Origin of the sequence: Luteolibacter luteus (assembly GCF_012913485.1) — a bacterium.
Taxonomy (GTDB): Bacteria; Verrucomicrobiota; Verrucomicrobiia; order Verrucomicrobiales; family Akkermansiaceae; genus Haloferula; species Haloferula lutea.
Window position 1 is genome coordinate 2,733,834 of the sequence record NZ_CP051774.1, and the last position, 23,053, is coordinate 2,756,886.

Below are 23,053 nucleotides of genomic sequence, written 5' to 3' on the forward strand. Positions count from 1 at the left end.
CCGCGACCTTTGCGGGAAAGCTCCAAAGAATTGGGCACACCCATCCCACCTAACTGGATATCTCCAGCCATTGGGTAGCTCGCTTAACGCTGACGCCGAAGCAATCCCAAGACGCCCAGCAAGCCCAGCAGTGCGACAGAGGGCTCCGGAATGCTACGGAGTTGGATCCCGTTCAAGGCGCCATAATCCGAACTCCGACCAAGCGGGCCAGTCGCCTGATCGGTGAGAACGTTCGCGCCCGCGACCACATTCTCCCAGCGGAAGAAGATCTGCCCGGAGGCGTTTGCCATCGCCACGAACTTCACATATTCCACGCCTTCGGTAAGCGCGCCGTCTCCGCCATTTACACCGTCCCAACCGGTCTGCTTGGCGATCCCCACGGTGGACCCTCTAAAGGCATTGGTGATCGCGAACAGACTGTTCTGACCGGAGGCCTCGTTGCCAGGGGAACCATAGGTTGCACCTTGGCCGTAGAAGTAGATCTCGTAAGTCCCGAAGGCCGCGAGGTTCGCGATCGTACCGAAGGCCGTGCCCACCGTTCCGGGCGTCGCGGTATGAAGCTGCAGGGAATCTCCCATCAGGTTTCCATAGGAGCCGCCGCCAAGTTCCTGGTTCAAGGACTCCTTGGATTGCGCGATGGTGGCGTTGTCGAGACCCAAGGCAGCCATGGTGATACTCACATCGGAGGCGGCCCCGGACGAATCCCGGGTCGGCGAGTTGATCGCCGCGGAGGATGAGAAGCTGGTGCTGCCGGTTCGGCGGACACTATTCCAGTGGGTATTTCCAACGGAATCAGGAGCGGCCCCGAAGCCCACGTAGGTATCGGTCGCGACGTTGCTATCGTCGTCGTTTTCAAGACGGAGATTGAAATCGAAATTGATCACGACAGCCGGAGCAATGCCGGTGAATACGGTCATAGCTACCGCAAAGGGGAGGAACAGTTTCATAAAAACTGGGGTGGGGAGAGGGCGGGGAGCAGGGTATTTCCTAGGTCTTTTTTAAAAATACTTCAACAAATAAATATACCTACACCGGCATAAGAGCTTATGCCCTTAACGAAAATCGGCGCCCTCTTAGAGAGCGCCGACAAATAACTTATCTTAACAATCAGGGCGATTGGACTCGATAGAAAGCCCTTCCTACAGGGGAAGCGCCATCCGTGTATTCCACCATCCCCTCTTCCCCTGCCGTCACCGTGTAGAGGGTGGTCCATGTGGAGAAATTGGTGCTCCGCTGGAAGCGATAAGTCGCGCCCGGAACCCCATGGAAACGAACCCGCATCTGGCTGGGCCCTATCTTGTCGAGGACCGGCGGCGGGGCGCCGCCGATACCATCTTCCGGAGTCACGGTCAGTGAAAGCAATGCGCTGGTAAATCCGCCACGCCCGTCCTGCACCGTGAGCAGAAATCCATCGGTGCCGGTAAAATCCGGCGGAGGACGATAGCTCAGGCTATCCGTTCCCATGGTCACGTAGCCGCCAGCCTCGGAACTATCGCTCGCAACGACCAAACTCACCGCATCGCCATCCGGGTCGGAGGCACCTGCCAGGATGAGCGAATAAGGGATGAGGATCTGTGAATTGACCGGGATGCTCTCCGAGTATCCTGCGAAAGAAGGAGGCGCGTTCGAGCCGTTACTGAGCACCAGCGAAGGGCGAAGCGAGGGCGTGGCGTTCTCCTTCGAGGCGAAGGAGACATCCCGCGTGGAACTGTCCGCTTCCAGGATAAAACTGTATTTCCCCGCTGTACCAATGTGCGTTCCCACGTCGAATTCGATGACTTGGCCATCCGTGACGTCGCCCGTGAAGACACCGAGCTGGGCACCCTTCGCAGGAGCATTCGAGCCCGTGATGTTAGACTCGGTCCAGTCATTGGAAGCCGCGGCATAGAGCCGGAGGGTCATGGTTCCAGACGAAGTATCGTCGCCCTCTGCCAAGCGGATCACGGCGGATCCCGGCGTGGCCGAGAAGCCGGAAATCGGGGCCGCGCTCCCGAGGTCAAACTGGAGGTATGCCGTGCGCGTGCGGGTGGAGGATTTCTCGACCCGGAGCTGGGTGAGGTTGTTGTTGCTGCCGTTCTCCAGATAGGCGTCATGAAGCACGCCGAAGCTATGCTCGCTGGATCCTCCGGGAGCTTGGATCGTTACCATCACTTCATCGGAGGAACTTAGTTCGGTATCGGAAGCCGTGAAGCGCAGCACGTAGGTTCCCAAGGCGGGAAAAGTCGCCGTCACCGTGGCGGTGTTCGCATTGGCAAGAAGGACCCCTGCGGGCCCCGAGACCACGGACCAGCTGCGCGTGAGCGCCAGTCCTGCGGGAAGGCCGTCGTCCGTCACGGTGCCGGTAAGGCTGACATTCACGGGGGTTCCGCTGAAGAAGGCCGACTTGTCCGCACCGGCACTTGCGATCGGTGCCGTATTCGTTCCTCCGCCACCATTTGTGGACCGAACGAGCACGATCCAGTCTTGAGTGGTTTCGCCCGGCGGGCTGCCGAGGCTCACCGTGCTGCCGCCCGTTAGATTGCTACCGCCGGTCACCGCACCCGTGCGCGGGTTGAACCAGCGCGTGGTGAAGCTACCACTGGCCGCGGAAAGGTTCAGAGTGGCGGAGCCGCCCGCATGAAGCTGGACCAGATAGGCATCACCGGTCTTCGCGAGACAGCGGTTGGCATTGGCACCATTCCCGCTCACCAGCGCGTTCTGGTTCTTCATCTGCTCAAAGGGCACGGCATTCGACTTCAGGAACTCCAGCGCATGGCGGCAGACATCCCAGAAACTATCCCGGCTCCGGAAATCATTACAGGTGAGATCCGAGTGTGCCATCAGGTAGCCGAAGTAGAATTCGCAACCCGCCCCCCCTGCCATGATATTGCCCCACAATGCGTTCTTGCGCGCATCGACGTGGCTGGTTCCGGGATCGCTGTCGGGACGTAGGGAATAGGCCGCGTCACCCGGCTCATCGCAGGCCACCACCCAGGGACGATCCGCGTCTTCGGAGCGGTCGAGGTAGTCCTTTGTCATCACGAACATGTCGGTGAAGTCCGGCGCGTTCAACTGCAGCGAGAAACCGGTGAGCTTCGAGGCGCTGCCCAGCATGTTGTAGTGATTCGCGCCATTGTGGATGACGATGGGATGATGATAGGGATCGCTGTCGTAGAAATACTGCGCCCAGGATTGTTTCTGAGAAAGCGAGGCGCTGTTGATTTCCTCGCCGAGGTTCCAGTTCAGAGCGAGATTGCAACCGAAACGCGCGATAAGCTCCCGGTAGTAGAGCTTCCGCTGATTGCCCGTATCGCCACCATCAAGCATCAGTTCATTCTCGGTCTCCTGGGTCTTGAAGTGGAGATACATCCCCTTCTTCGTGCCGTATTCGAAGACAATCCCCCATTGATCGAGCTTCGAAACATCCAGGCGGGTGCGCTCGTTGTAGGTCGTATAGGGAAAGACGTTCTTGTCATCCCCGGCGATGTTCAAGGTGAGGAAGGAAAAGGCATTCAATCCTTCGGAAGCGAGATAGTTGATCGCACCGATCAACCCCTTGCCCTTGCCGTTCCCCCAGCTCGGGTCCCCCACCTGCCAATCACCCGCATGGGGAGCCCAGTCCTTGATGTAATTGTCGCCTTGGCCGTCCGTCTTGAAATCACCGTCGAAGTCCGCATAGGCGAGCAGGTTCTCGGGCGCATCGACGCCGGCTTTCATGAAATACTCGCCGGTTTCGGCAAAGCGCAGGTGATGCTTTCCGACGTATTGCAGGCGGCCCTTGCCACGGAGGTCACGGCCGCTCTTGTCGGTCGGGGCAATGCTGAAGTTGCCGCTGTCGCCATCGAAGAACCCGGCGGCATTGCCAGCAGTGGGGCTGGCATTCGTCGCGACATTCGAGCCACTGCGGAAGGACGCGGTGTAGCTCCACGCTCCGGTTTCATCCGGGGAGAAATGAACGCGCCAGACATTCCCGGAAGTCGCGGAGCTATTCGCCGCATTTCCATCTGCGGCATAGTAGCCAGGAACCACATAGGACTTGCCGCTGCCAAGGTGGGTGAAGGTGACATTCAGACGGTAGTCCGTGAAAGGATTCGGCGTCGCGGATTCGCTGGTATTCGGTCCCGCGAAGTCGAGCGTGACCTTATGCCACTTCTTCAGTTCACCGCTGATCAAGGCAGATCCGACGCTGGCAGGCAGCACGAAGACCGATACCTCGTCGCTGTCGGTCTTCCCGCTGTTGTCGGTGACGGTATAGCGGAAGACGTAGCTGCCCTGCTGCAAGCCGGAGGCGGTGAGGTTCGCCGTTGTCGCGCCGGCCAGTGAGGCCGCGGCAGGACCGGAGACTTGAGTCCAGAGCTGAGCGGTGATTGAGCCGTCGCTATCGATCGAGCTCCCATTCAGGGTGACCGACGATGTGGGGAGCACGATGCTCTTGTCCGTGCCCGCATTGGCCTGCGGATCTCCGGTCAGCGAGCTGTCGATCACCGTGAAAACGACACTCATCGGACTGCCTGCCGTACCAGTGGCCCCAGATTGGGTAAAAGGCGTGACGGCAAGGGTATGCGTTCCAAGCGGAGGCACCCAAGCGGTGTAGTCCACGCCACCGGTATCGCCATTGATCGTGTAAGGTGGACCGCTTTCGGTCCGGAGGTTCACATTGTCATCGAAAGAAAAGCGCACCGAACCCACTGGCATCGGCGAGGTTTCCGCACGCACGCTAAGACGCGGCGTCGCGGCAAGGTCGATCGTGCTACCGCCAACGATGTCGCCGATGTCCTGATCCGTATCCGCATTGACCAGCACCAGTCGCGTGACCGACTGGCCGCTGCCACCGGATGTCGGATTCACCGTCACGTTCACATCATCGCTTCCTGTTAGGCCGTTGTTGTCCGTAACAGTGAGGCGAAACACGTAGCTTCCCTGGATGAGGGAAGATGCGGTGAGGCTCGCGGTATTGGCACCGGAAAGACTCGCGGTTCCAGGACCGGAAATCTGGCTCCAGGAATAAGCACTGATGGATCCGCCCGGATCGGTGCCGGATCCGTTGATCGTCAAGGAAGAAACCGGCAGCGTGATCGACGCATCCGCTCCTGCATTTGCCACCGGTACGCCGGTGGCGGCGGAAACAGTTACCGTCGCATCATCGGCACCGATCAAGCCGGTCTCGCTATAGATCCTGAGGCGGAACACGTAGGTACCCGCGATGAGATTCGACGCGGTAAGATTCAGCGAACTCTCGCCGGAGCGCGTCGCATTGCTGGGACCGGAAACCTGCGTCCACAGGTAGGCATAGATTTGATTGGCAGGGTCGGTGCCGGTGCCATTGAGAGTGACTGACGAAGCAGGCAGGGCAACCGCCTTGTCCACGCCGGCATTCGCTACCGGCGCCCCAGCCGGCGCGGTCACCGTGACAACCGCATCGTCGAAAGAGGTCAACCCGCTGTTGTCAGTCACGGTGAGGCGGAATTTATAAGTGCCGTGAGCGAGATCGGAAACCGTGGGAGCCACGGTATCTGCTGCGGCAAGGGTCGCAATGGCAGGGCCGCCTACCTGCTGCCACTTGTAGCTGGCAATCGATCCTCCGCTATCGCTTCCCGATCCACTCAAGGCTACTGATGTGGTTGGGAGCACTACTGCCCTGTCTGAACCCGCATTTGCCACCGGTGAGCCCGGGGGGATTTCATTGATCACCGAAAAATTGAAGGTCACGGGAGTTCCCGCGGTTCCGCCGCCATTGGCCGCGGAGTATGCCGTCACGGTGAGCGTGTGATTTCCCACCGTAGGAGTCCACGGCAGGTAGTCGTCCCAGATATTGTCTCCGCCGATAGTATAGGGTGCCAGGCTTTCCAGTCTGTAATCAGCATTGCCATCCAGCGTGAAGCGAACCGAACCGAGCACGGGAGGCGAACTGTCCGCTCGCAGATTCAGGTTCGGACCGAAGGTCGCCAGATTGATCTTCGCACCATGGGTGAGCGGCCCGAGATCGCGATCCGTATCGGCATTGACCAAGGTCACCCCCGAGATCGCGGGTGTGGCGGAAGATGTCGCATTCAGCGCGGACTCGGGGATCGCCGTGGATTTCGCGCTGGTATCCACAATGGTGGACTTGCGGAAGAGGATACGGTCGTAGTTGAAATTGATCGAACGCCCCGCGATCGTGAGAACGTAGGTGGAGCCCGCATTGAAGTAGTAAACGGGCCAGCGCTTGTTCGAGGAGCCTCCGGCATCCAGAAGATTCGCCCATCCCCAGGTCACCGGAGAGCTGACGTACATCTTCGTGTAAGTGGTGAGCAGGCTGACGGGTGCATCGTCCATGTGTTGCCCGCCTGCATTTGGTCCGGCTCCAAAGGTGGCGCCATTCACGCCGTTGACCTTCACCCAGCAGTCGTTGTTCTTGTCCGCCGCAGCACCTGCCAGACGCTGGCGTGCACGGAGATGGAGGTGGTAGTAGCCGCTCTCGTTAATCTTGAAACGGTACGTCAGTGGCGTCTGCGGCGTGTCGCCGTTCGACGAGTTGCCTTGGAATTCCAGATGAGCTTCCTGTGCTGCGCCATCGACATAGTTGCTCTGACCCGGCGTGTAGAGCTCCCAGCGGTTGGCTCCGCTCCCCAGCGAGGAAGGGGACCTCTCGGCTTCCATCACAAGAATCCCGCCGCACTCCTGATATACGTCATTGACTCCTACCGGCGCGGCTGAAGCGAAGGAGCCGAGCGCTGCGGCATGGATGAGAAAAGCTCTGATTGGCGACATGAGCCGTAAGATCGGTTTTATTAGAAGATATAGATTATCTAAATGAATAGATGCGAATGAGCCCCGATCGATCCGAGGGGCGGTTCCGGTATCTTTGCGGCCTACGACGGGGGATGCCGGAGACAGAGAGGGTGCAAAGTAAGGGCGACTATCTAAAGCCGGCCCCGATCATCCGCGAGGAAAAAAGACTAACAAAGCCGTGGCGAAAGCGGGTGAATTCTCGTAGCCCAAGCCCACAAGCCACTATAAATCAGCGGTCCGACACACGGTAAAAAGACCGCCTCCCGGGAGCTTGCCGATCCATATACTCCACCCGCCCCTCCGTTGTTCTCATCATGGGAGTAAGGGTTGTCCAATTCACAAGATCGCCGGATCTTTGAAGGAAATAACCAAACCCTGCATGTCCGTTAAATTGGACAAAGGTACCGTCGGGTCTTTTCTCGACAAAGGGAACGACACCCGAAAGGCCGTCGGCGATTACGGTAATATGAAGGATGGCGGATGCAGAGGCACCACGGATATCCTGCACGGTGAGGAGAAAGGAGTCAGGCCCAAGATAATCGATCGAAGGCGTGTAGGTAAAACTCCCCTCAGCCGAGATGATCTGGCCGCCTGCGGAAGTGGAGCCGTCCTCGATCAACAAAAGGAGCGGATCGCCCTCGGCATCGGTGGCTCCAGCCAGAATCTCGCGATGCGAAAGCGTCACGGGGAGGTCTTCCGAAGTGGTGAAGGAGAAGCCGCGAAATTGTGGGGCGGTGTTCGGGGGCAGGGTGATGAAAAGTACGGGACGCGCGCTAGCCAAGGGATGCTCCTTGGAGGCGAAGGACACAGCTCCCGCAAGCGTTTCGGATTCGAGGATCAGGGTATGGCGCCTGCGTTCCGTGAAATAGCTGCCAAGATCAAACTCGAGCGGTGAGCCCTTCGGAACCCTACCCTTGAAGCTGCCGAGGAAATCTTTTTTTAACGGGGCATTGGTTCCATCCAGGGAGGCCTCGGACCAGTCATCCCCGGTCGCGCCATAAAGTCGGAGCGTGATCTCCATATCCGCAGGCTGGCCGGCTTCCGTCAGACGCAGTTTGGCATGGCTCGGCAGCGCGCTAAGTCCCGTGAGGTCGAACTGGAGATAGGCGATCCTCCTCGGGTTCATTGCCTGGACTCCCAGATGCTCGCCGTTCTCATTCGTGCCGTCTTCCAGGAAAGAATCGTTTGCCGGCAACAACGATTGGAGTCCGGTCTGCGGGACTTCGATGTAGACCTTCACTTCATCATAGGCGGTGAACTCCGTATCGGTGACGGTGAAGCCGAGCACATAGCGTCCCGGCGCGTTGAAAGTGGCGATGGTGATGGCTGTTTGCGCGCTGGAGAAGCTCACCGGCGCCGGCCCTGAAACCACCGACCATGCGCGGCTCAGCGCGAAGGCGCCCGGAAGGCCATCATCACTGGCTGTGCCATGCAGCGTGAGTGATACCGGATGATCACCCATGAACGCGGATTTGTCGGGCCCCGCGTCTGCATTCGGCGCGCGGTTGGTAGCGCTTCCACCCTCGGGATTCCGTACGAGCACGATCCAATCTTCACCGGGTGTATCCGGAGGTGCGCCCAAGCTCACGATGTCACCGCCCTCGATACTACCCCCATTCGTCAGAGGACCGCCGGCCCGTGGATTGAACCACTCCACCGCGAAGCGTCCGGCGACGCCGGTAAGATCGAGCGTATGGAGGCCACCCGAACGAAGCTGCACGAGATAGGTATCCCCGATTCTCGCTAGGCAGCGGTTCGCATTCTCGCCATGGCCGCTTACCAACTCATTATGGTTTCCCATCTGTTCGAAGGGGAAAGGATTCTCCGCAAAGAACACCAGCATGTGACGCAGGTAGTCCCAGAAGGCATCCCGGCTACGGAAGTTCTGCAAGGTGAGGTCTCCCTCCGGCCGCTCATAGCCGAAGTAGAATTCACAACCGCCCCCGCCTGCCATCACGTTCGCCCACAACGCATCCTTCCGCGCGTCGCGATGGCTGTTTCCGGGATCATCATCCGGGCGCACGCCGGAGCGTGAGTCTCCCGGTTCATCGGTCCCGATGACCCAAGGACGATTGAAGTCCGCAGAGCGCTTCACGTAGCGGAGCGTCTGAAGGAAGGTGTCACCGAAGTTGGATTCATTCAGTTGCAGCGAGAAGCCGGTGAGGAGAGAAGCCTCGCCCATCATTTCGAAGTGATTGGCACCATTGTGGATCACGATCGGATGACGATAGGGATCGTTGTCGTGGAAGAACCGCGCCCAAGATGCCTTTTGTTCCAGCGATGCATCATTGATCTCCTCGCCAAGATTCCACTGCATGGCGAGGTGATGGCTGAAGCGGGCTATCAGCTCGCGATAATAAAGGCGCCGCTGGTTGCCGGTGTTTCCGTTGTCCAGCATCCGTTCGTTCTCGGTCTCCTGCGTCTTGAAGTGCAGGAACATGCCCTTGTTCGTACTGTGCTCGAAGACGATCTCCCACTGGTCGAGCCGGGAAACATCCATGCGGAGGCGTTCACCATAGTTGAGGTAAGGGAAGACGTTCCTGTCATCCCCCTCCACGTTCATGGTGAGAAAGGAAAAGCAATTGAGCCCTTCCGAAGCGAGGTAGTTGATCGCCCCGATGAGGCCCTTTCCTTTTCCATTCTGCCAAGAGGGATCGCCTTCCTGCCAATCCGCCACATGTGGCTGCCAGGTCTTCACCAGTTCATCCTTTTCGTCGTCATCCTTGAAGGGTCCGTCGAAGTCCGCGTAGGCAAGCAGGTTCTCCGGAGAATCCGTGCCTGCCTTCATGAAGTATTCCCCGGTGCCGGCGAATCGCAGGTGATGGATGCCGGTGTAGTCGAGACGGCCCTTCGCCCGCATGTCGCGACCCGTCTTGTCCGTGGGCATGATGGCGAAGCTGCCGCTTTCGCCATCGCAGAAGCCCGCGCTTTGACCCGCCATCCGGTCTGGCTCCATCGCGACATTCGGACCGGACCGGAAGGACACGATATAGGTCCACACCCCCGCGGCATCCGGCGCGAAATGAGCGCGCCAGACATTCCCGGAATCCGCAGACGTATTCGCCGCGTTTCCATCCGCCGCATAGTATCCGGGCACGGAAAACCTTCGTCCAGTAGCGGAGTGGATGAAGGTCACATCCAGCCGGTAGGCAGTGAAGGGATTTGGATCCGCTGTCTCGCTGCTCCAAGGGCCGGCGAAATCCAAGGTCAGCTTGTGCCACATCCTCAGCTCGCCGCTCAGAACCGGGACCGCTTGTTGCTGGGCTCCAGCCGTCGCGGCGAAGCAAGCGGATGCCACCGCGGAGACAAGCCACGATGTCAGTTGCAGGCGCGGAGCACGAAGCCCCGGCACTCTGGATCGTCCGGAGGGTAGCATTCCTTCGGGGGGACGTGAGGAGGCAGCGAAATGGCTGCGGAAATCGTGCCGGAAAGGTGACTCTTTTGCAGAAACCGCGGCACGGGGCGAAGACTCGAAGACGTAGTTCCTTGGACCTTGCTGCGGGTCAATCGTTCAACTCGCTCATTTTGCACTGGCTCGATCAAATCGATTCGGGCCTATCTGCAACTTGTGAAGACCCTCGCCACCATGTTCCTGCTGCTTCCTTTCCTCGCGAATGCGGAATACTTCGAACTGCGGGAGGTCGTGGATCCCGCAAAGGCCGTGAAGACGGTGACGATGCCAAGGTCCGGTGAAGAGCTGGGCCTTTCGAAAGAGATGATTGTCTCCCAGGCTCACATCGAAACAGCCAAGATCGTGGAGGAAGATCCGGATCATCCGGGAATCGAAATCACCTTGAATGAAGAAGGTGCCAAACGGCTCGCCGAGGCGACGAAGAATCTCGTTCCGGACCATTCGAGGATCGTGATCCTCATCGATGGAAAACCCCTGACGGCTCCGATCCTAAGATCGGTCCCTTTGGGCAAGCGGTTCCGCATCTCCTGCAAGGATCGTGAGGAGACGGAACAGATCACCAGGGAACTCCTGAAGAAGAAGTAAGGCCTTGCTCAGCTCGCTTCCGGCGAACGGTTCGTATCCGTGGCACGCCAGAAGTACCACGCCGCGATCGAGCGATGCGGGCGGAACCGTTCACCCAGTGACTGCAGTTCCTTCGGCGATGGCATCGCATCCAAGCCGTAAGTGAGTTTCCAACCGGTACGGACTCCGAAGTCATCCACCGGCCAGACATCGGGACGACCCAAGGTGAAGATGAGAAGCATCTCGACCGTCCACTTTCCCACGCCGCGCACTTGGGTCAGGCGGGCAATGATTTCTTCGTCTGACAAGCTCGTGATCGCCTTCGATCCCGGAACGACCCCGGAGAGCGTCTTCTCCGCGATGTCCCGGAGAGCAGCCGTCTTGGCCCGTGAGAAGCCGACGCCACGCAACTGTTCGTCGGTCACGCTGGCAAGTGCCTTCGGTCCGGGAAAACGTCCGCCGGGGAAAAGCATGCGGAAGCGACCGAGAATGGTCTGCGCTGCCTTGCCATGCAACTGCTGGTGCGCGACCGCATTCACGAGAGACTGGAAGGGCGTGCGGGAAGCCTCGATCTCCATCGTGCAGGGACCGACACGGGCGATCAGCGCCCTCATGGAAGGGCAGGATTTCCCGAGATGCATGGTGGCCTTGGCATGGGGAGAGGGCGGCATGGCTTCTTGGCAGGTTCTTTCCGATGACGGGACCAGCTCACGGGATTTCGTGATTTTCGTCAAATCCGGGGCATCGGAAGGGCAGACAATGTTCTTTCCTTCGAAGAAGCACGGAGGCTATATCTGTAGAACATGAAACCACTTACCGTCGGAATATTGTTAGCGGCCGGCCTGCTTGTCATCTCCTGCAAGGAGAAGACCGGTGCAGCCGGAGGGCCTGCCTCGGGAGGAGCCGCGGTCGCGAAGGCCGACGGTCATGTCCTCGCCAAGAAGGAAGCGCTACCTCCCGTGGGGAAGGTGCTCACCAAGGAATCCACGATGGAGATGAAGGATGCGGTGCTCGATATCGAAGCCGCGGGCCAAAAGATGAATGGCACGATGTCCCGCAAGGACACGAAGGTGGAGACCTTCGAAGCGCTTGGCGCGACCAAGATCCGCCGCACCCTCGTAAGCAACACGAATGACGGCAAGATGGTGATGAACGGCCAGGAACAGCCCACGCCCGCACCGGCCGATCCCTTGGTTGGCCTGCCAGTAATCATCGAGAAAAAGGAGGGCACATGGACCGCGGCCCTCGAGTCCGGCACCGCCACGCCGGATCAGACCACGGCTCTCGACAAGGTAGCCAAGGAAATGACCAAGAACGATGACTTCATCATCTTCGGGGACAAGCCGCGCAAGCCCGGGGACAAATGGAGCGTTGATCCAAAATCGCTCGGCACTTTCGGCGAGGCCGAGGGCCTGAGCGGCACCTTCGACGTCGAGTTCGTGGAGGTGAAGGACGTGCAAGGAGTGTCCTGCGCGGTCATCAAAACCGTATTCGACGTTACCGGGAAGACGTCCTCCAACGGCGGAGAGCCCGGCATGACCATGACACTGAAGGGTGAAGCCCTGGCAAACCGCTCCCTCGCCGACCTCATCGACGGTGACTCAAAGATTGATAGCTCGGTTTTGATCGAAGGTTCTCCGGCATCACAGGTCCAAATGACCGCCAAGGGCCCGATGACCATGACAACGAAGAGTACGCTCAAATAAAGCGACCATTCTCATCGCCCTGCGTCCCTTGAGCCCGGCCGACCTTGGCCGGGCTTTTTCTTGGCGGCGAAAGGCTTCCCCGAACCTGCGGGGCCGCTGCCGGGCCGACCTTTCTTCCGCGCGAAGAACTCCTTCTTCGCCTGCACTTTCGGCCGGGGTTGGTCAGGCTTCAGCAACGAAGAGGTTGCAGCGCGTTTCACCCGGAGCTTGAGGGTGCCGAGTTGGAAGCCATCAAGTGCCTTGATCGCCTTCGCCGCCTGATCGAGATCCGCCATGTCGGCAAAGCCGAAGCCCTTGGATTGACCGGTTTCCTTGTCCATCACCAGATCGAAGGTCCGGACCTTGCCGTGAGCTTCCAGAAGCTTGCGAACTTCTTCTTCGGGGATGGAGCGATCGATGTTTCGGACCAGGATGATCATGGGATGGCGTTCGGAGCGGCGACTGTAGCCGGGTATCAGGCGGCAAACGAGCACCGATTTCGACTCCGGGCCTGCTCGGGCGAGCGACCGGGTAGCTTTTCTGTAACCGGATGACGGGCCGGCCCGTCGAGTAGATGTCCCGAAGTCTAAGGCAAATTAACCGTTAAGCTCTCGTTTGGCGGTCAGCTGCTGTCGGCTGAAGAGGGAAACTCCCCCCTTACGACCAAAACTGACCAATAAAATGAAGTCGCTGTTCACCCATCCCGTAAGGAACCTCGCCGCTCTGGCGGGCGCCACCGCGCTCGCCGGACCCGTGCTGGGGGCTCCGCTCCGCTACACCGTTTCCGCTGCAGAAGGCAACGGACTGCTCGGCTCCTCACTGGTCGCCTTGAGCGATCTGGATGCCGATGGCATTCCGGACTTCGCCGCGGGAGATCCCGGCTACGATTCCGGGGCTCTCGCCGACTCCGGCCAAGTCCTCGTCATTAGCGGAGGAGACGGTTCGATCCTTTTTGAGCTCACCGGCACGCCTGCCGCAGGCCAAGCCTTCGGCAAGTCCTTGGCAGCACTGGATGCCAACGGGGACGGTACGCTCGACATCGCGGTGGGTGCCAACGGTGGCGCCGGCGCTGTTTGGATTTACTCCGGCGCGGACGGATCCGTCCTCCAAACCATCACGGCTGCTTCGCCTGGGGCCGGTTCTTCCTTCGGTGCCGCCTTGGCTAATGCCGGAGATCAGAATGGCGATGGGACGGCGGATCTCTTCGTGGGCGCACCAGGAGCTGCCGCCCTGACCGGCAGTGTCCTGGTCGTCTCCGGAGCGGATGGCTCGCTGATCCGCTCACTCACACCGCTGGTAGCCGGCGGGGAATTCGGTGCCTCGCTGGCCAGCGTCGCAGACCTGAATGCCGACGGCCTCCTCGATGTGGCGGTGGGCTCCCCCGGCCAGCTCGCCGGAAATGGATCCGTGCAGTTGATCCGCAGCTCGGATGGAACGGAAGCCGCGGTCTTCGCCGGTACCGTGGCTGGTGCCCGTCTTGGCACGACGATCGGCGCGGTGGATGATCGCAACGCCGACGGCGTGGCAGACCTCGTCGTGGGTAGCGGCTCAGGCGGGTCGGCCTTCGTTCTTTCCGGTAGCGGCCTTCTTTCCCTCTCGGATCTCACCTTGGCCACCGCGACCGCCGCACAACCGGTGGTTTCCGGCGGTGCGATCGATATCGACTTCAATGGCACGACCGAACTGCTGGTCGGCTTCCCGGGAGCCAGCCCGCTGGCGCAGGTGATGGTGGTCCCGGCCCCCGTGGCCCCGGAACCTGCCATTTATGAGGCCACCGTCGCCGGAAGCGGCCTCGGAACTGCGGTCACCGTGATCCCGGGACTGGGATTCGCCGTCGGCGAGCCGCTGCTCAACGGGGGTGCGGTCCATGTCTTCACCGTGGCCGTCGATACCGATGGCGACGGGGTGCCGGACATCGATGACCACTGTCCGAACTCGATTCTCGATCCGACCGTGATCTTCGGCGACGTGGATACCGGTGTGGAAAACCGCGTGGACGAGGACGGCTGCTCGATCGCCGATCTCTTCGCCGCCCTCGAGCCGGAAAGCGGTTGGAAAAATCACGGACAGTTCGTGTCCAGCGCCGTGAAGCTGGTGAAAAGGCTGCTGCGCGACGGCACCATCAATGCCGACGAAGCCAAGGCCCTGAAGACCGGTGCCGCCCACTCGAACATCGGCAAGCCGACCAAACCCGGCAAACCGGAGAAGCCAGAGAAGCCTCAGAAACCCGAGAAGCCGGAAAAACCGCAAAAGCCTGAGAAACCTCAGAAGCCCGAAAAACCGGAAAAGCCCGGCAAGCCCCAGAAGCCAAGCAAACCGGAAAAACCCGGTAAGCCAAACAAGGGCTGATGCCGCTCGCGGTGAATTGATCTCAAGCCCCCCGAACCCAACCGGCGAACCGAAAGGTTAGCCGGTTTCTTTTTCGTCACACCACTGAGATCCCTGCTCCTTGCATTGAGGACCTCGAGCCGGGTTCGGGAGGTAATTTTTTGTTAGAACAGGATGTCGGCAATGAACTGCTTCACGTGAAGCGGCGTGGTGCTGCGCTTGGGCGCGATCACCGCGAGTTCGCGCCGAAGCGGGACAGGAAGAGGAACCCTCTGAAGCTGCCGCTTCCGCGGAAAAGTGCTAAGGGCACGGCGCGGAACACATGCGACACCCATGCCCAAGGCGGCAAGATGGACCGCCATGTCGAAACTATCGGTTTCCATCGCCACTCCCAGCTCAAGTCCTTGGGCGCTCCACCACTGATCGATGATCGCCCGCGAGATCGTGCGGCTCGGCGGAGCGATCCAGCTCTGGGCTCTCACCCACTTCTTCCAAACGCGGCTGTCCTTGGTGTCCGCGGGGACTTCAATGGCGCGAGGAGCCACGATCGCAAAGTCATCGGGAATCCGATGGATGACCTCGACGAGACCAGGCAGGGAAGCCGAGGGACAAAGCACCGCGACATCCAGCTGACAAGCAGCCACGGCCTCCATCAACGCGGAGCCGCCGAGATGGCTCACGGTGGTGCGGACCTCAGGATGCCTCCTCAAATGTGCGTACAGTAAGCCAGGAAGGTGCGCCAAGGTCACGCTCCGCGAGATCCCGATCCGAATCTCCTTGGTCTCGCCGAGAAACTGTTCGCGGATTCTCCTCAGCGCCCCATCAAGGATACCGGAGAGGGCTTCCGTTTCGCGGAGCAGAATCTCCCCGGCGGGAGTGAGCGCCAGCTTGCGGGTACTCCGCTCGAAGATCCGGACACCGAGCCGCCCCTCAATAATCTGGATCTGGCGGGTAAGCGCGCTCTGAGAGAGCCCGACGGCTTTTGCCGCCGCGGTCACACTGCCCCGCCCCGCGACCAGCTTCAGCAGATGAAGGCCATGTAGGTCAATCGGAGGTGGGGCGTCTGGATTCATTCCTCTAGCGCATGAATCCATATCACCAATGAATTTCACGCAAGACGGAACCGGAGATACTCCCCATCCATGGCCGACCGAACCGAAAAGCAGCGCCTCAACGCCCCCGGACGATTCTACAACGATATCAGCTGCATCGACTGTGATCTCTGCCGCGAAATCGCCCCGACATTTTTCCGTAGGGATGATGAGGAGGGCCAAAGCTACGTCTGGAATCAACCCGTCAGCCCGCCGGAACTGGAACTCGCCCGCGAGGCACTCGATAGCTGCCCGACCAACTCGATCGGCTGTGATGGATGATTCGGGATTGTTCGTGGTGTCGTTTCACCGCAGGAAGGCGCTGTGCCTGAGATCCCTGCCGCCGATTCCTTCCTGCTCCGCATCCCGGACGTGTTTGCAAAACACTCGCCAGAGATCCTCGGCAAGCTGGGAGCTAGCCCGCTGAAGAAGCTGGGTAGCGACTACCAAATGGTGCGGCTGGAAAATCCCGCGACGCTCCAAGATTCGGAGTGGGCGGCTTTTGTGAAGTGGCGGCTGCCGATCCACCACGCTTGGCCCTGCAATCCCCAGAAGATGGAGGGCTTCGTGGAAAAGGCGGCTCAGGCGATCCTGAAGAAGTTCGGGGACTCACAGGCGCAGGCCCTTTTCACAGGCCCGCTGCAGACTTCGGCGGCGCATCCCTTTTACAAGCACCTGGCCACCAATCTCCGTGGCCGGACTCTCCAGCTCTTTCCCGCCTTTCCCGTGAAGCAGGTGGAAGATCAGGATCCGGACCAGCCCACGCTTTTCTGCCTCGTCGGGAAAGAAGGGCTTTTCTGCGGGCTCGCCACTCCAAGAGAGACAAACGGCTTCTACCCGGGTGGCACCAAGTTCATCAGTCAGAACACCGAATCCACCATCAGCCGCGCCGGAGCAAAGATTGCCGAGGCCCTGCACTACATCGAGCTCTACCGGCCGGTGCCAAAGGACGGCGCTCACTGGCTGGAGCTGGGCGCCAGCCCTGGCGGGATGACCTCCGAACTGCTCGCGCGCGGCTACCGGGTGACCGCGGTGGACAAGGCGGCGATGGATGACCGCCTGAAGATCAAGCCCGGGCTGGCCATCGTGCGGAATGACGTGGACGCCTTCCGCCCTTCGGAACAGGAGACCTTTGACGCCCTGCTCAGTGACATGAACGGGGATGCCCGGGGCTCGCTGCGCCAGGTGGCCCGGCTCTCCGCCCACTTGAAGAAAGGCTCACTTGTGGTCTTCACCCTGAAGGGTGCCGGCACGGAATCGCCGGAGGAACTGATCGAGCTCTGCCGGGCAGCAAGAGCTTACGCGGAGGCCTCCGGGCTGCGGGTGATCGCGTGCACCCACCTGACCTACAACCGTCATGAACTGACACTTTTCCTTAGCCGGGAAAAGTGATCCTGCATGGCGGGCATATGGTTTGACAGAAAGAACGCGTTTCAAGACGTAAGGGGGCCGCGCCCGGAAAGAACCCGGGCTCCAACAGGCTTTTGCGGCGACAAACTGCCGCGAGGAGTCCATGGTGATCGACCGGCCCCTCCGGGCGTTCCCCTCTACCCGTTAGAACCGAAATGAAACGCAACCCCGCTTCGACCCCGAAGACCGCGCTGCTGGCAGCCGGTGCCCTCGGGCTGTCCTTGGCCCACGGCCAAGTCCGCCCCTCGCCGGCCGGCGAGAACGAGCTGATCCCGCCCTCCACCCCGCTGGTCGCCTGCGATCCCTACTTCAGCATCTGGTCGCCGGGCGACACGCTGAATGGTGTCGAGACCGCCCACTGGACCGGTCGCCAGCAACAGATGACCAGCCTCGTGAAGGTGGACGGCAAGGCCTTCCGCGTGATGGGTGCCTCGCCTGCCTCCGCTCCTGCTCTGGAGCAGAAGAGCCTGACCGTCCTTCCGACCCGGACGATCTACACCTTCGAAGGTGCCGGTGTGGCTCTGAGCCTGAGCTTCACCACCCCTGCCCTGCCGGATGACATCAGCCTGCTTTCCCGCCCGGTCACTTACCTGACCTATGACTTCCGCGCTACCGACGGAAAGCAGCACGAGGTGTCCGTCTTCTTCGGCGCTTCCGGCGAGCTGACGGTGAACTCCACCGATCAGGACGTGACGTGGAAAGACGCCAGCTTCGGTGATCTCTCCGTGGTGAGCCTGGGCTCGAAGGACCAACCGGTCCTCCAGAAGAAGGGTGATGACCAGCGCATCGACTGGGGCTACCTCTATCTGGCCGCTCCGGCGGACGCCACGGCCAGCTACGGCTTCGCCGCCCCGGCGGAACTCGCGACGGCTTTCGCGATGAAGGGCATCTCCGGTGGCAAGGGTGCCTCCGGCCAAGCCGACCACGCCAACAGCGCTGGTGCAGGCCTCGAGCTGAAGCCTTTCCAAGTGGGTGCTGAATCGGTGTCGAAGTGGGCGATGATCGCCTATGACGACATCTACTCGATCCAGTTCAACCACAAGAACCTGCGCCCCTACTGGCGCAAGGATGGTTGGGAAGCCAAGGACTTGCTGACCGCTTCCGCGAAGGAATACGCCTCGCTGCAGGAGCGCTGCGCCAAGTTCGATGAAGAGTTGATGGCCGACCTTCGCAAGCTTGGCGGCGAGAAATACGCCAAGATCTCCGCCCTGGCCTACCGCCACTGTTTCGCCGCAGGCAAGTTCGTGGCGGATGACAATGGCCAGCCGCTGCAATTCTCGAAGGAGAATCACTCGAACGGCTGCATCGCCACTTCGGATGTCTTCTACCCGATGGCTCCACAGTTCCTGCTCTTCGGCCCGAGCGTCGGAAAGTCCTTCCTCGCGCCCTTCATGGAATACGCGAAGAGCGACCGCTGGAAGTTCCCCTTCGCCCCGCATGATCTCGGCACCTATCCGATTGCCAATGGCCAGGTCTATGGCGGCGGTGAGAAGACCGAGAAGGACCAGATGCCGGTCGAGGAAAGCGGAAACATCCTGCTCCTCATGGGTGCCATCGCCAAGATGGAAGGAAATGCCGACTACGCCGGTCTCTACTGGGAGAAGCTCGAGCAGTGGGCGGAATACCTGAAGAAGGAAGGCTACGATCCCGCCAACCAACTCTGCACGGATGACTTCGCCGGCCACATGGCGCACAACGTGAACCTCAGCGCGAAGGCCATCTGCGGTCTCGGCGCTTTCGGACAGCTCTGCGAGATGCGCGGCGACAAGGCGAAGGCGGAGGAATACTCGAAGCTCGCCAAGGAATTCGCCCAGCGCTGGGTGCAGGAAGCAAAGGACGGCGACCACTACCGCCTCGCCTTCGACCGTCCGGGCACCTGGAGCCAGAAGTACAACCTCGTGTGGGACAAGATCCTCGGCCTCGGCCTCTTCCCGGATGAAGTGCTCCGCACCGAGATGGACTACTACAAGAAGATGCAGAAGACCTACGGTGTGCCGCTGGATAACCGCCGCGACTACACCAAGCTCGACTGGATCGTCTGGACGGCCTCGCTGACGCAGAACCGAGAGGACTTCGAGGCTCTGGTCGCACCGATCTTCAAGTACGTGAACGAAGGTCCGGTCCGCCTGCCGATGGGTGACTGGTACGACACGGTGACCGCCAGGAAGGAAGGCTTCACCGCCCGCCCGGTGGTCGGTGGCGTCTATCTGCCTGCTCTCTACCACAAGGACCTGTGGTCGAAGTATGCCGGCCGCGACAAGACCAAGGCCAAGGGCTGGGCTCCGATGCCTGACTACGTGGCTCCGGTGCTCACGACCATCGTCCCGCACGGCGGCGAGAAAGAAGGCATCACCTGGCAATACACCACGGACCGCCCGCAAGGCGAATGGTTCGCTGCCAACTTCGATGCTTCCGGTTGGAAGAAGGGCGCTGCGGGCTTCGGTGGCGGTGGTGCTCCGAACACCGCGGTTCGCACCCGCTGGACCAACTCCGACATCTGGCTCCGCCGCGAGATCGAAATGCCGGCGAGCATTCCGGACAACATCGCGCTGAATGTTTACTTCGATGAAGACATCGACGTTTACATCAACGGGGTGCAGGCCGCTTCCGCAGGTGGCTTCGTCACGGACTACAGCCTCGTGCCGCTGACCGCGCAGGGCAAGGCCGCCCTGAAGCCCGGCAAGAACGTGATCGCCGTGCACTGCCACCAGACCAGCGGCGGGCAATACATCGACCTCGGCATCGTCGAGGTGCGTCCCGGCGAGAAGAAGAAGTAAAGCCGGTTCGGCAGCAGATTATCGCAGAGGCCCGGGGAGTGATCCCCGGGCCTTTTTGCTGGAACGACAGGATCGCCCCTATCTCCAAGGTCCCCTCCCAGAAGGAGGTTGTCTCCGGCACCAAGCTGGGGGATAAGGAAACTGCATGTCAGGTCTCCCATCAGATCCCTCCACCAAACCGCTCGCGGTTCTCATCGATGCGGACAATGTGAACCGGAGGTCGATCCCTGCCGTGTTGGCGGAGATCGCGACTTACGGCACCGCAAGTGTGAGGCGGATCTACGGCAATTGGGCCCAGAGCAATCTCAAGGGATGGGAAGAAGATCTCCTCAAGCACTCCATCCAGCCGATCCAGCAATTCAGCTACACGAAGGGCAAAAACGCCACGGACATCGCCATGGTGATTGATGCGATGGACCTCCTTCATTCCGGTCGCTTCAGCGGCTTTTGTCTGGTGACAAGCGACAGTGATTTCACCCGCCTGGCCGCGCGGATCCGGGAACAAGGCCTCACGGTCTATGGCTTCGGCGAGGAAAAGACCCCGAAGCCGTTTGTGAATGCCTGCGATAAGTTCATCCGTACGGAAGTTCTTTCCGCTGTCGTGGAGGAAGAGGCCGGAAGCGGAACTGCCACACCGCCGCCAAAAAAGAAAACCAAGGAACAGCTTTCGAAGGACCGGAAGCTGGTGAGTGCGATCCGCAAAGCAATCGATGCGGTGACCAACGAGGAAAGCGAATGGGCTTCGCTAGGCGGAGTAGGATCCAATCTTTCCAAGCTGATGCCCGACTTTGATCCTCGGATCCACGGGTACGCCCGGCTCAGCGATCTGGTCAGGGCGATTGATGCCTTTGAAGTGCAGCGCAAGGATCAGCACATCCAGATCAGGACGAAACCGAAGAACGCGTGATCATCCGCCCCACGCATCCCAGAGCAGCTTCAGGGTCATCGCGAAGACGACGGTGAGGAAGACCGGCCGGATGAACTTGGCACCTTGTCGGATCACGAGAGCGGAACCTAGCCGAGCTCCCAGCAGCTGCCCGCCGATCATGGCACCGGCGGCGGCGAAGTGGACCGAGCCGTTGCCCAAGAAGATCAGCAGCGAGCCCAGGTTGCTCGCGAGGTTTGCAGCCTTGGTATAGCCGGTCGCGCCGCGCAGCTCGAGACCGAGCAAAGAGACCACCGCAAGGGTCCAGAAAGACCCGGTCCCAGGACCGAAGAAGCCATCGTAGAATCCCAGCGCGATCCCGAAGAGGATTGCGAAGACGAAAGGTGAGATCCGCTGCTTGCCAACCTGGATGCCGAAGCGGCGGTTGAACGCCGTGTAAACGGCCACCCCTGCGAGAAGCCAGGGAATGAGCTGCTTCAGAAGGTCCTTGCTAAGGACGCTGACCGCATAGGCCCCGCCCATGCTGGCAAAGAAAGCCAGCACAACGCCCAGCCAGAGCCAAGGGGTCTTCATCAAGCCCGCCTTCGCATAGTGCCAGACGGCAATGGCGGTTCCGCAGGAAGATTGCAGCTTGTTCGTGCCAAGCGCGACCTGCGGCGGCATGCCGGTAGCGAGCAAGGCGGGCACGGTGATCAGGCCGCCGCCACCGGCGACGGCGTCGATAAAGCCGCCGCCGAAGCCCGCGACGAAAAGCAATGCGTAAGCGAGGGGCGACATCCCTATTTGTCATGCGGCGTGGTCTTGGCCGCGTGTGGCCCGTCTTTCGCCGGCTTCGGGGTCTGCATGAAATTGAGCAGCTCCGCGCCGAACTCGATGTCACCCTTGTCGATCACTTGGCCGCCGCTCGCCTTCGAAACCATGTCGGCCACCTTCTTCACGGTTTCCTCATTCATATTCCCCGGAACACCCGGCTCGGCTTGGAGCGGGACCTTGGAAGGCTGGGGCTTGTCTTGGAAAAGCGAGACGATCAGATCGCGCGCTTCCTTCATGCTCAGAAAACCGAGAAGAACTACGGCGAAGATCCCGAGGAGGATCCGCGAGGCGATCCGCTTCAGGTGGCGCTGGTTGTTGGCTTGGCTGCGCTCCCGTTCCTCCAGCATCCGGTGCAGGGCATCCTCGGAGGGTTTCCCGTAGTTGCGCGGCGCGTCACCCATGGAGAAACGGGTAACGCGATGCTCACAAGAAGTCAATTATCAAGGAGTCGCGAGAAATCCGCGGGCTCAGCCTTTCCGCGCCACGACGCTATACATCAGGGGCAGTGAGGGCCTGTCGTCCAGCGCGGTCCAGCGCCTCCCGGGAAGGGCGCCCATCTCCGTGTAAGGCTTCCAGCCATTCGAGTACGGATACTCCCGGAATTCCGCGAGCTGGAGCCTCGCTCCCAAGATCGCGCCAAGGATGTCTGCAACACCGCGTTGGAACTCGGCACAGGGATGCGGATTGACGAAGGGCGCCGCCTGACCCGAAACACCGGAAGGAACCAAACCGCCTTCGGAGGCACCCACGTAGTCGGAAACCCCATTGTCCCAGAGCAGCGGCTCATCCGGCTTGCTGTAGTGGAAGGCGTGCTTTCCCTCCTCGTCAAAGATCATCGCGACCGGGTGGAACTCGATGCACACGAAGCGGCCACCCGGCTTCAAAACGGCCGCCACGCGCTTCATCCATTCATCAAGATCGGAGAGCCAGCACAATGCGCCGTAGGAAGCGAAGACGATGTCAAAGCGCCTTCCTTCCGTGATCGCTGCATCGAGCCATGGATAGACGTCCGAGCGTTCGAAGCTCGCCGCGATCCCCGACTCCTCCGAAAGCCGGCGGGCAAAGGCGATCGCCTCATCGCTGATATCCACCCCGGTCACCGCAGCCCCCAAGGCCGCGATGCCCAAGCTATCCTGGCCCGAATTGCAGAGCAGATGCAGCACCTCTTGCCCCCGGACATCGCCAAGCAGGGCGATCTCTTCTTCGAACAGAGTGCTGCCTCCTCCACGCAAGAAAGCCGCCTGATCCGGCTTGTGCAAATTGTGCACCACCGTCGCGGCATTCCACGAGAGGCGGTTTCTTTCGTGAAGGTCGGTCTGGATCATGGGAGCAGAGGA

16 protein-coding genes are annotated in these 23,053 nt (G+C 60.5%); 7 read left to right on the forward strand and 9 right to left on the reverse strand.

Annotation, left to right across the window (positions count from 1 at the left end; all coding sequences use genetic code 11):
• Window positions 1–83: 83 nt before the first annotated feature.
• From HHL09_RS11475 to HHL09_RS11485, 3 genes are all read right to left on the reverse strand, one after another.
• A complete protein-coding gene (locus HHL09_RS11475; protein WP_169454778.1) occupies window positions 84–947 on the reverse strand; it encodes a hypothetical protein in 864 nt (287 codons plus the stop codon).
• A 160-nt stretch (window positions 948–1,107) separates the two neighbouring features.
• On the reverse strand, window positions 1,108–6,729 hold the full coding sequence (locus HHL09_RS11480; protein ID WP_169454779.1) for a PKD domain-containing protein: 5,622 nt from the start codon (window positions 6,727–6,729) through the stop codon (window positions 1,108–1,110).
• A 250-nt stretch (window positions 6,730–6,979) separates the two neighbouring features.
• Window positions 6,980–10,102: a DUF5060 domain-containing protein gene (locus tag HHL09_RS11485; protein WP_205761034.1), complete on the reverse strand. Its 3,123-nt coding sequence runs from the start codon at window positions 10,100–10,102 to the stop codon at window positions 6,980–6,982.
• 216 nt (window positions 10,103–10,318) lie between these two features.
• On the opposite strand from HHL09_RS11485, the gene HHL09_RS11490 reads away from it, so the two are divergent.
• Window positions 10,319–10,747 (forward strand): SecDF P1 head subdomain-containing protein, encoded by a 429-nt coding sequence (locus tag HHL09_RS11490; protein WP_169454781.1) that lies wholly within the window; start codon window positions 10,319–10,321, stop codon window positions 10,745–10,747.
• Window positions 10,748–10,755: 8 nt separating this feature from the next.
• Here the strand turns inward: HHL09_RS11490 and HHL09_RS11495 are convergent, their stop codons facing one another.
• Entirely contained in the window at window positions 10,756–11,397 is a 642-nt protein-coding gene (locus HHL09_RS11495) for a DNA-3-methyladenine glycosylase family protein (RefSeq protein WP_240963772.1), read from the reverse strand.
• A 132-nt stretch (window positions 11,398–11,529) separates the two neighbouring features.
• Here HHL09_RS11495 and HHL09_RS11500 point away from each other — a divergent pair, with 132 nt between their 5' ends.
• The gene (locus HHL09_RS11500; protein WP_169454782.1) at window positions 11,530–12,432 is read left to right on the forward strand and encodes a hypothetical protein; all 903 of its coding nucleotides are present in this window, start codon (window positions 11,530–11,532) and stop codon (window positions 12,430–12,432) included.
• 11 nt (window positions 12,433–12,443) lie between these two features.
• Here HHL09_RS11500 and HHL09_RS11505 read toward each other — a convergent pair whose 3' ends face one another.
• Window positions 12,444–12,851 carry an RNA recognition motif domain-containing protein gene (locus tag HHL09_RS11505; RefSeq protein WP_169454783.1) on the reverse strand — a complete coding sequence of 136 codons (408 nt, stop codon included), beginning with the start codon at window positions 12,849–12,851 and terminating at the stop codon, window positions 12,444–12,446.
• Between the two features lie 241 nt (window positions 12,852–13,092).
• On the opposite strand from HHL09_RS11505, the gene HHL09_RS11510 reads away from it, so the two are divergent.
• Window positions 13,093–14,760, forward strand: a complete 1,668-nt coding sequence (locus HHL09_RS11510; protein ID WP_169454784.1) for an FG-GAP-like repeat-containing protein — start codon at window positions 13,093–13,095, stop codon at window positions 14,758–14,760.
• Window positions 14,761–14,903: 143 nt separating this feature from the next.
• Here HHL09_RS11510 and HHL09_RS11515 read toward each other — a convergent pair whose 3' ends face one another.
• Window positions 14,904–15,812 carry a LysR family transcriptional regulator gene (locus HHL09_RS11515; protein ID WP_169454785.1) on the reverse strand — a complete coding sequence of 303 codons (909 nt, stop codon included), beginning with the start codon at window positions 15,810–15,812 and terminating at the stop codon, window positions 14,904–14,906.
• A gap of 69 nt (window positions 15,813–15,881) precedes the next feature.
• Here HHL09_RS11515 and HHL09_RS11520 point away from each other — a divergent pair, with 69 nt between their 5' ends.
• From HHL09_RS11520 to HHL09_RS11535, 4 genes are all read left to right on the forward strand, one after another.
• Window positions 15,882–16,112, forward strand: coding sequence for a ferredoxin (locus HHL09_RS11520; RefSeq protein ID WP_169454786.1), 231 nt, complete (start codon window positions 15,882–15,884; stop codon window positions 16,110–16,112).
• Between the two features lie 42 nt (window positions 16,113–16,154).
• Window positions 16,155–17,222, forward strand: a complete 1,068-nt coding sequence (locus HHL09_RS11525) for an SAM-dependent methyltransferase (protein WP_169454787.1) — start codon at window positions 16,155–16,157, stop codon at window positions 17,220–17,222.
• A gap of 173 nt (window positions 17,223–17,395) precedes the next feature.
• Complete coding sequence (locus tag HHL09_RS11530; protein WP_169454788.1) at window positions 17,396–20,017, forward strand: glutaminase family protein; 2,622 nt, start codon at window positions 17,396–17,398, stop codon at window positions 20,015–20,017.
• Window positions 20,018–20,162: 145 nt separating this feature from the next.
• Complete coding sequence (locus HHL09_RS11535; RefSeq protein WP_169454789.1) at window positions 20,163–20,924, forward strand: NYN domain-containing protein; 762 nt, start codon at window positions 20,163–20,165, stop codon at window positions 20,922–20,924.
• Here the strand turns inward: HHL09_RS11535 and HHL09_RS11540 are convergent, their stop codons facing one another.
• From HHL09_RS11540 to HHL09_RS11550, 3 genes are all read right to left on the reverse strand, one after another.
• Window positions 20,925–21,680, reverse strand: coding sequence for a TSUP family transporter (locus tag HHL09_RS11540; RefSeq protein ID WP_169454790.1), 756 nt, complete (start codon window positions 21,678–21,680; stop codon window positions 20,925–20,927). It abuts the gene before it with no gap.
• 2 nt (window positions 21,681–21,682) lie between these two features.
• Window positions 21,683–22,117 carry a hypothetical protein gene (locus HHL09_RS11545; RefSeq protein ID WP_169454791.1) on the reverse strand — a complete coding sequence of 145 codons (435 nt, stop codon included), beginning with the start codon at window positions 22,115–22,117 and terminating at the stop codon, window positions 21,683–21,685.
• A 66-nt stretch (window positions 22,118–22,183) separates the two neighbouring features.
• Window positions 22,184–23,038 carry a class I SAM-dependent methyltransferase gene (locus HHL09_RS11550; RefSeq protein ID WP_169457737.1) on the reverse strand — a complete coding sequence of 285 codons (855 nt, stop codon included), beginning with the start codon at window positions 23,036–23,038 and terminating at the stop codon, window positions 22,184–22,186.
• Window positions 23,039–23,053: the final 15 nt, after the last annotated feature.

What these genes read in the sequence shown, in the direction of transcription:
- HHL09_RS11520 (WP_169454786.1), top strand. Translation starts at nt 15,882, where the DNA reads ATGGCCGACCGAACCGAAAAGCAGCGCCTCAACGCCCCCGGACGATTC.
- HHL09_RS11545 (WP_169454791.1), bottom strand. Translation starts at nt 22,117, where the DNA reads ATGGGTGACGCGCCGCGCAACTACGGGAAACCCTCCGAGGATGCCCTG.
- HHL09_RS11540 (WP_169454790.1), bottom strand. Translation starts at nt 21,680, where the DNA reads ATGTCGCCCCTCGCTTACGCATTGCTTTTCGTCGCGGGCTTCGGCGGC.
- HHL09_RS11530 (WP_169454788.1), top strand. Translation starts at nt 17,396, where the DNA reads ATGAAACGCAACCCCGCTTCGACCCCGAAGACCGCGCTGCTGGCAGCC.
- HHL09_RS11500 (WP_169454782.1), top strand. Translation starts at nt 11,530, where the DNA reads ATGAAACCACTTACCGTCGGAATATTGTTAGCGGCCGGCCTGCTTGTC.
- HHL09_RS11515 (WP_169454785.1), bottom strand. Translation starts at nt 15,812, where the DNA reads ATGAATCCAGACGCCCCACCTCCGATTGACCTACATGGCCTTCATCTG.
- HHL09_RS11505 (WP_169454783.1), bottom strand. Translation starts at nt 12,851, where the DNA reads ATGATCATCCTGGTCCGAAACATCGATCGCTCCATCCCCGAAGAAGAA.
- HHL09_RS11535 (WP_169454789.1), top strand. Translation starts at nt 20,163, where the DNA reads ATGTCAGGTCTCCCATCAGATCCCTCCACCAAACCGCTCGCGGTTCTC.
- HHL09_RS11480 (WP_169454779.1), bottom strand. Translation starts at nt 6,729, where the DNA reads ATGTCGCCAATCAGAGCTTTTCTCATCCATGCCGCAGCGCTCGGCTCC.
- HHL09_RS11510 (WP_169454784.1), top strand. Translation starts at nt 13,093, where the DNA reads ATGAAGTCGCTGTTCACCCATCCCGTAAGGAACCTCGCCGCTCTGGCG.
- HHL09_RS11495 (WP_240963772.1), bottom strand. Translation starts at nt 11,397, where the DNA reads ATGCCGCCCTCTCCCCATGCCAAGGCCACCATGCATCTCGGGAAATCC.
- HHL09_RS11475 (WP_169454778.1), bottom strand. Translation starts at nt 947, where the DNA reads ATGAAACTGTTCCTCCCCTTTGCGGTAGCTATGACCGTATTCACCGGC.